This is a genomic window from Marinitenerispora sediminis (assembly GCF_003336425.1).
Lineage (GTDB): Bacteria > Actinomycetota > Actinomycetes > Streptosporangiales > Streptosporangiaceae > Marinitenerispora > Marinitenerispora sediminis.
Map to the genome: position 1 here is coordinate 1 of NZ_QEIO01000205.1, position 7,173 is coordinate 7,173.

The 7,173-nt window shown below is 75.0% G+C and carries 5 protein-coding genes; 1 reads left to right on the forward strand and 4 read right to left on the reverse strand.

The features are described from left to right. A partial coding sequence (locus DEF28_RS24595; protein WP_147281091.1) for a cytochrome ubiquinol oxidase subunit I occupies nucleotides 1-1,245 on the reverse strand: 1,245 nt, incomplete at its 3' end. 254 nt (nucleotides 1,246-1,499) lie between these two features. On the opposite strand from DEF28_RS24595, the gene DEF28_RS24600 reads away from it, so the two are divergent. Beyond that, entirely contained in the window at nucleotides 1,500-2,858 is a 1,359-nt protein-coding gene (locus DEF28_RS24600; RefSeq protein ID WP_114400466.1) for a dihydrolipoyl dehydrogenase family protein, read from the forward strand. A gap of 123 nt (nucleotides 2,859-2,981) precedes the next feature. On the opposite strand, the gene DEF28_RS24605 is transcribed toward DEF28_RS24600, so the two are convergent. The 3 genes from DEF28_RS24605 to DEF28_RS24615 all read right to left on the reverse strand — a co-directional run bounded on the left by DEF28_RS24605 (nucleotide 2,982) and on the right by DEF28_RS24615 (nucleotide 7,043). Beyond that, nucleotides 2,982-4,424: an APC family permease gene (locus DEF28_RS24605; protein WP_114400467.1), complete on the reverse strand. Its 1,443-nt coding sequence runs from the start codon at nucleotides 4,422-4,424 to the stop codon at nucleotides 2,982-2,984. Nucleotides 4,425-4,601: 177 nt separating this feature from the next. Beyond that, a complete protein-coding gene (locus tag DEF28_RS24610; protein WP_114400468.1) occupies nucleotides 4,602-5,558 on the reverse strand; it encodes a phosphoglycerate dehydrogenase in 957 nt (318 codons plus the stop codon). A gap of 78 nt (nucleotides 5,559-5,636) precedes the next feature. Beyond that, entirely contained in the window at nucleotides 5,637-7,043 is a 1,407-nt protein-coding gene (locus DEF28_RS24615) for an Nramp family divalent metal transporter (RefSeq protein WP_114400469.1), read from the reverse strand. Nucleotides 7,044-7,173 lie beyond the last annotated feature (130 nt).

Consider the following 7,173-nt stretch of genomic DNA (forward strand, 5'->3'; position numbering starts at 1 on the left):
GTTCACCTGCGCGTTCGCGGTACTGGCCTCGGGGGCGGGGACCGGGGCGAGCGGTCCGCCCTCCGGGCCGCGGCGCGCGTAGCGGACCAGCAGCCAGGCGGTCACCGAGGCCAGTACCGCGAACGCGCAGGTGAACAGGGCGAACGACGTGGCAGCCATGGCCGGCGTCATGTCCGTCACGGCGTCGGCGGTGCTCAGGTGGTGGGTGACCGCCCACGGCTGCCGGCCGAGCTCGCGGAAGAACCACCCGCCGACACTCGCCGCGTAGGGGAGTACGACGGCGCCGATCACCAGCCGGTGCGCCCAGCGCCACCGGTCCAGCCGGCGCACCAGCCAGACCAGCAGCAGGCATCCGCTCACCATCAGGATGCCGAGCCAGCTCAGCGTCATCACGACCTCGCCGGCCAGCGCCAGCGCGCCGGCCGCGCCGCCGCCCGACTCCTCGACCCGCTCGATCTCCGCCGCGTCGAGCGTCAGCCCGCTGGTCGGCGGGGCCTGGCCGAGCAGCGCGTACTGCATGCCGCCGGCCATCGGGGTCGGCATCACCGCGAGCGCCGTGACGAGCGTGCCGCGCCGGATACCGCGGTGGAACATGCCGTCGGGGTCGTGGCCGCGGCTCAGGTGGTAGGCGCTCACCGCCGCCGTGACCAGGCCGCCGACGAGCAGCGTGCTCGCCACGATGTGCCCGAACGCCAGCAGCGTCGAGGGGTTGGTCATCAGCGCCACCGGGTCCACGAGGACGGCGACGCCGTCGCGCATCTCGAACCCGACCGGGCGCTTCAGGAAGCCGTTGGCCACGAGCACCCAGTACGCCGAGGCGTACGCCGTCGCCGTGACCACGGCGAAGCAGCCCAGGTGCGCCCACCGGTTCATCCGGTCCCAGCCGAAGATCCACAGCCCGAGGAAGGTGGACTCGATGAAGAACGCCACCATGGTCTCGACGGCCAGCGGCGCGCTGAACGCGTAGCCGAACATGTCGTTCAGCCCGCTCCAGTTCAGCCCGAGCTGCAGCTCCATCACCAGCCCGGACAGCACCCCCATGCCGTAGTTGACCGCGTAGAGCCCGCCCCAGAACCGCACCGCGCGCATGCGGGCGGGGTCCCCCCGCAGGGTCGCGCTGAGCTGGCCCAGCAGGACGAGCGGCGCCATGCCCAGGGTGAAGGCGACGAACAGGTAGTGCGTGCCCGCGGTCAGCGCGAACTGGGCGCGGGCGAACAGCAGGGCGTCGGTGGCGGTGTCGAGCACCGGAGGTCTCCTCGGGCGTGGCAGGCGGGTCCCCTCGATGGTGGCCGGGACGCCCGCCGCGCCGCGTCGTCCGCCGGACGGCTTGTCGGCTACCCTCTCGGGAGTGCGCGCGGCGGGGCCTACGCCCCCCGGGTTAGGGGACGACCCCGGGACCACACCCGGGTGATCCCGGAGCCCGCCCGTTTCCGGCCCCGGAGTGGCGGCGGCGTGTGCGGGTAGGCAGCCCACGGAGCTGCGTCGCAGGAGGAGGGCCCATGGTGGACTCGGCACGGTTCGACGTCGTGGTGATCGGGATGGGGCCCGGTGGGGAGGTGGCCGCGTCCCGGCTGCTGGACGCCGGCCTGCGGGTGGCGGTGGTCGAACGCGAACTGGTCGGCGGCGAGTGCGCCTACTGGGCGTGCATCCCGTCCAAGACGCTGCTGCGCCCGCCCGAGGCCCGCGCCGAGGCGCGGGGCGCCGCCGGGCTGCGCACCCCCGACCTCGACTGGCCGGCCCTGCGCGCCTACCGCGACACGATGGTCCGCCACCTCGACGACACCCGGCAGGTGGACGGCTACCGCGAGCGCGGCGCCACCGTGCTGCGGGGCACGGCCCGCGTGGTCGGGCGCGACCCGTGGCGGGTCGAGGCCGCCGGGCAGCTCCTCACCGCCGACCACGTGGTGGTCGCGACGGGATCGGCCGCCGTCCGCCCGCCCATCGAGGGCCTGGACGCGGCGGAGGTGTGGACCAACCGGGAGGCCACCGCGCTCACCGAGATCCCGGAGCGCGCCGTCCTCGTCGGCGGCGGCGCGGTCGGAGTGGAGCTGGCCTACTTCCTCGCCGGCATGGGCACGCGGGTGACGCTCGCCCAGCGCGGCGACCGGCTGCTCACCCGCGAGGAACCGCGGGTCGGCGAGCTGGCGGCCGACCTCCTCGGCCGGGCCGGCGTCACCGTGCGCACCGGCACCCAGGTGCGCCGCGTCCGCCGCGAGGGCGCGGCCACCGTCGTGGACTTCGACAACGGCACGCACGAGCCGACCGACGTCGTGGTCCTCGGCACCGGCCGGCGTCCGCGCACCGACGGCCTCGGCCTGGAGGAGGTCGGCGTCGAGGTCGGCGCACGCGGCCTCGCGGTGGACGAGCGCTGCCGGGTCGCCGACGGCCTGTGGGCGGCCGGCGACGTCACGGGGGTGGCGCTGTTCACGCACGTCGCCAAGTACCAGGGCCGCGTCGTGGCCGACGGCATCCTCGGCCGCGACCGCCGCGCCGACTACACCGGGGTGCCGCGCGTGGTCTTCGCCGAGCCGGAGATCGCCGCCGTCGGACTGACCGCGGAACAGGCCGCCGCGGCCGGGATCGAGACGGTGACGGCCGAGGTCGACCTGGCCGAGAACCTGGCCCGCCCCTGGACCTATGAGACCGAGCCGCGCGGGGTGCTCGGCCTCGTCGCCGACCGGCGGCGCCGCACCGTCGTGGGCGCGTGGGCGGTCGCGCCGCTCGCCGGCGAGTGGATCCACACGGCGGCGCTGGCCGTGCGCGCCGGCCTCACCGTGGACCACCTCGACAGCGGGATCGCGCAGTTCCCGACCTACAGCGAGGGCTACGCGCTGGCGGCGGAGCGGCTCGGGCTCTAGAACGCTGGCCGGGGCCGGCGCACCGGCCGGTGGCCGTCGGGCCGCCGCCATGGCGGCGGCCCGCGCGCTCCGCGGCCGCGACGGGACCGGCCGCCCGCAGCCCGGGTGCCCTGCCGCCGCCCGTCACGGGCGCTCCGGCCCGGCGGTGCCGGCCGGTCCGGTCCCGACCGCGTCGGCGGCGGTGCCGCCCGCGGTCGCGCTCCGGGCGGCGCGGCGGCGCAGCAGCCACATGGGCAGCCACAGCAGCGTGCCGGCCGCGAAGAGCAGCCCCGCGACCGGGTAGACGGCCGGGTCGCGGCCGGACAGCGGGCTGGCGAGGAACGCGCACGCCACCGCGCCCAGGACGGGCACGGCCGCCGGCACCCGGAAGTGCGGGTGGCCGACCCGGTCCCGGCGCAGCACCAGCACCGCGACGTTGACCACCGTGAAGACGCACAGCAGCAGCAGCGACGTGGTCCCGGCCAGCGCGGCCAGGTCGACCGACGCCATCAGCACCAGGGCGATGCCCGTGCTGACCAGCACGGCCGCCCACGGGGTGCGCCAGCGGCGCAGCACCGCGCCGAGGAAGCCCGGCAGCACGCGCTCGTTGGCCAGCCCGTAGAGCAGCCGGCTCGCCATGAGCATGTTGAGCAGCGCGGTGTTGCTGACCGCGGCCATCGTGATGACCGCGAACACGCTCACGGGGAAGGCCGGGGCGACGGTGGTGAGCACCTGGAGCAGCGGGGTGGTGCCCTCGGAGAGCCGGTCCAGCGGCACCACCAGGGTCGAGACCGTGGCGACCGCGATGTAGAGCACGGCGGTCAGCGTGATCCCCAGCAGCAGCATCCGGGGGAAGGTGCGGTGGGGGTCGCGGACCTCCTCCGCCATGTTGACCGAGTCCTCGAAGCCGACGAGCGCGAAGAAGGCGAGGGCCGCGGCGGCCGTCACGCCGGTGAAGGCGCTCCCGCCGTCGGGCGGGCCGAAGGCGGTGAGCTGGCTGTAGTCGCCCATGCCCCGGGCGAGCGCCAGGGCCCCGGCCCCGAGGATGATGACGAGGCCGGTCAGTTCGACGCAGGTGAGCACGACGTTCAGCCGGACGCCCTCGGCGACGCCGCGGATGTTGACGGCGGCGATGAGCAGCAGCAGCCCCGCCGCGACGGCCGGGAGGAGCGCGCCGGAGTCGCCCAGGCCGAGGCCGGCCGCCTGGTCGAGGTTGCCGGCGAACGCCCGGGCGGCGCTCGCCGAGGACGTCAGCCCCGAGCACATGACGGCGAAGGCCACGATGAACGTGAGGTAGTGCAGCCCGAACGCCTTGTGGGTGTACAGGGCCGCGCCGGCCGCGCGCGGGTACTTGGTGACGAGCTCCAGGTAGGCGCAGGCCGTCAGGAACGCCACGAGGAAGGCGACGAGGAACGGCAGCCACACCGCTCCGCCGACCTCGGCGGCGACCTGGCCGGACAGCGCGTAGATCCCGGTGCCGAGCATGTCGCCGACGACGAACAGCAGCAGCAGTCCCGGGCCGATCGCCCGCCTGAGCTCGGGGTGTCCCGCCGGAGCGGCGGCGCCCTGTCCCGTGGTCCCCGTCATCGCCGCACCCCTGTCCGGTCGTGGGTGCCGCCCGCGTCCCGGGTGGGGCCGGGGCGGTCTGGACACCTACCAGGATGCCGCGAAATCCGCCGCGCAGGGTGACAGCGGCGTTACGGACAGCGGAGTGTCGCGGCGCGGGCCGCGCGGGTGCGGGGGCCGCCCCCGCACCCGCGGGGCTCAGCCGGCCACCGGGTGCTCCGGCTCGCGCCCCTCCAGGACGCGGACGATGTCGGCGGCGACCGCGGCGCCCATTGCCCGGTTCGCCTCGTGCGTGCACGCCCCGATGTGCGGGGTGAGCACGGTTCGGGGCGCGTCCAGCAGCGGACTCGCGCTGGGCGGCTCGGTCCCGTACACGTCCAGGCCGGCCGCGCCGAGCCGGCCGGCGTGCAGCTGCTCCGCGAGCGCCGTCTCGTCGACGAGCCCGCCGCGGGCGGTGTTGACCAGGATGGCGTGCGGCCGCATGGCGGCCAGCCGGGCCCGCGTCAGCACCGGCGCCGCGCCCGGGGCGGCCGGCAGGTGCAGCGAGAGGACGTCGGCCTTGGCGACGCACTCGTCCAGCCCGGCGGGCACCGCACCGGCCGCGGCGATGTCGGCGTCGGGGACGAACGGATCGTGGGCGATGATCCGCATGTCGAAGCCGGCGGCGCGCCGCGCCACCTCCCGCCCGATGCGGCCGTAGCCGAGGATGCCGAGGGTCTTGCCGACGAGTTCCGGACCGAACAGCGGCCCCCAGGAGCCGCCGGTGACCGCGGCGTGCCCGGGGACCACCTGCCGGGCGCAGGCCAGGATGAGCGCGAACGCCAGGTCGGCGACGGCGCGGGTGTTGGTGGCCGGGGCGTTGACCACCCGGATCCCGCGCCGGGCCGCCGCCGCGACGTCGATGTTGTCCACGCCGACCCCGTGCTTGGCCACCACCCGCAGCCGCGGCGCGGCCGCCAGGACCTCGTCGGTGACCGGGTCGAGGCCGACGATCAGCGCGTCGGCGTCCCGCACGGCGTCGCGCAGCTGCCCGACGCTCAGCGGGTGCGGGTGCTCGGGTGTGCGCACCTCGCAGCCGGCGCCCTCCAGGAGGGCGCGGGGCTCGGGGGAGAAGCGGCCGAAGCTGGGGGTGGTGATGAGGACGGTGGCCGGCACGGTGGCTCCTGTCTCCTTGCTGGTCTGCTGATCTGCTGGCTGGTAGCTGCTGGTCCGCCGGCTCGGCGGCGGTGCGGGTCAGCCGACCCCGAAGCCGAGGGTCTGCGCGACGGTGTAGACGCCGAGCGCGCAGATCGCGACGCTGCTCACCGTCAGGGCCGTGGCCAGCCACGGCCCGCCGCGCAGGTCCGGCTCGATGTCGCGGCGGCGCAGGTGCCAGACGGCCACGACGACGGCGACGAGGAAGCAGCCGCCCATGATCCCGCCGATCTGCACCATCAGGACCGGCGACTGGATGAACAGGTAGGAGGCGCCCCAGACGGTGGGCAGCAGCACGGTCAGCACCCGGATGGAGCGCTGGCGGGCGCGCGGGTCCTGCCAGTCGAGCACGCCGAGCAGGCTGAGCATGTTGGTGTAGAGCCGCGGGTTGCTGGCGGTGGAGGCCCACATCGTCGACCCGAGCACCGCGATCGCGCCGACGAGGAACAGCACGCTCGCCCACTCGCCGAGGACGTCGGTGTAGACCCGCGACAGGGTGACGATCATGTCGTTGCCCTCGGGGACCAGGCCCTGCGGGTGCAGGATGGCGGCGCCCATGACGTAGAACGACATGGTGCTGCACGTGTAGATGATCCAGGACATCATGGCGTCCTTCTGCATGACCTTGATCCACCCCTTGGCGCGCTCCCGCCACTCCGGGGTGCCGTCGGCCGGACCGGCCCACCGGGCGTACCCCTTCTCCAGGCACCAGTAGGTGTAGGTGGTCATCTCGTCGGCGCCGACACCGGTGAGCCCGAACATCGCGACGGCCGCGCCGATCGCGCCCACCGGGATCGCCAGGGACAGGCCCGAGGCGATGTCGCCGGTGTCGTAGGCGAACGGGGTGAGCGGCAGGCCCAGGGCGATGACGACGATGCTCACGGTGAACGTGACGACCATGACGAAGCCGACGCGCTCGATCCGGCTGTAGCGGTTGGTGTAGAGGCACACGATGGTGACGGCCACCAGGAGCACGGTCCACACCGCGGTCGAGGTGAAGCTCAGCGGCTCACCCGCGATCGGCCACAGCAGGCTGCACGCGGCGGCGACCCCGCCGACGATGCCGCCGAGCTGCAGGATCTTGGCGCACGCCATGACCATCCACAGCACGTTGATCCAGCCGATCCGCCCGATCCGCGGCGGCACGGTGTTGTAGCCGGACAGCGCCGGCATGCCGGTGAGGATCGTCCAGCGGGCGAGCTCCATCTGCACGACGACCTTGACCAGCGTGCTGAAGACGACCAGCCACAGCAGGGCGAAGCCGACCTTCGCGCCGAGAGCGGTGGTGGCGATCAGCTCACCGGAGCCGACCACGGCGGCGCTCATCAGCATGCCCGGGCCGAGGTAGCGCAGGCTGCGCACCACCCCGACCGGCGGGTCCTGGATGTCGGCGCGGGTCAACCGGTAGGGATCGTCGGAGGCGGACACGGGGGTCTCGGTGGTCATGCGGACTCCTGGCGGATGGGACGGCCGGCGTGCGGCGTGGGAACGCGCCCGGCGGCGGGCGCGGAGGCGTCGGGGATGCTCCCGGCGGCCGCGCGGCGTGCGGAGGGTCGGGCGGCGGGGAGAGCGGGGA